At 78.0% G+C, this 1097-nt stretch carries 1 protein-coding gene; it reads left to right on the top strand.

Annotated elements, in window-relative coordinates:
• Positions 1-1097 (top strand): pyridoxal-dependent decarboxylase (locus ND748_RS32540; protein WP_251750095.1); only part of this gene is annotated, 1097 nt, incomplete at both ends.

The raw sequence follows: 1097 nt of genomic DNA, 5'->3' as shown, positions 1-1097 counted from the left end.
GCTTCGGCACCCGCGCGATCGTCGAGGTGGCCACCGACCGGCTCGGCCGGATGCGTCCCGACGCCCTGCGCGCCGCCCTCGGCGCCACCGCTACCACCGCCACCGGCGCCACCGGCGCCACCGGTGCCCCGCAGCGACCGACGGTCGTCGTCGCCCAGGCGGGGGAGGTCAACACCGGCGCCTTCGACCCGCTCGGCGAGATCTGCGCGATCGCCCACGCCCACGGCGCCTGGGTGCACGTCGACGGCGCCTTCGGCCTCTGGGCGGCGGTGTCGGGGTCACCGGCGCGGCGCGAGCTCGTCGCCGGCGCCGAGCTCGCCGAGTCGTGGGCCACCGACGGGCACAAGTGGCTCAACGTCCCCTACGACTGTGGGATCGCGCTGGTCGCCGACCGGGTGGCGCACCGGCGGGCGATGTCGACCTCGGCGGACTACTTCGTGCTCGACCCGGCGGGGCAGCTCGACCCGGTGGACTGGACGCCGGAGTTCAGCCGGCGGGCCCGCGCCCTCGCCGTCTACGCGGCGCTGCGCTCGCTGGGCCGCGCTGGCCTGCGCGACCTCGTCGACCGGTGCTGCGACCTCGCCGACCACGCCGCCACCCGGCTCGCCGCCCTACCGGGAGTGACGGTGCTCAACGCGACCGGTGACCCCGCCCACCCGGGCCCCCTCGTCGCCCTCAACCAGGTCCTCATCCGGGTGGACGACCCCCACCCGGACCACTCGGACCTCCGCCCGGACTGCCCGCACCCCCGCCTGGTCGGGCAGCCCGACGGCCTGGGCCACGCCACCCAGGCGGGTGACGACGGCGGCGGGGACACCGACGGCGAGGGCGGACGGGCCGGGGCCGCCCGCGGCGACCGGCTGACCCGGCAGGTCACCACGGCGGTGACGGCGGGCGGCGAGGCGTACGTCACCGGCACGGTGTGGCGGGGCCGGGCGGCGATGCGCCTGTCGGTGAGCAACTGGGCGACGACCCGACGGGAGATCGACCGGGCGATCGTGGCGATCACCGCCGCGATCGCGGTCGCCCGGCGCGAGCCCCTCCAGCCGGGCACCGCGACTGCGGCAGCAGCGGCGGCAGCGTCGGCGGCAGCGGCG

The sequence above is a fragment of the Frankia sp. AiPs1 genome (assembly GCF_023716945.1).
Lineage (GTDB): Bacteria > Actinomycetota > Actinomycetes > Frankiales > Frankiaceae > Frankia.
Note: the sequence above shows the minus strand (reverse complement) of the source record. Positions and strands in the feature narration are given on the sequence as shown.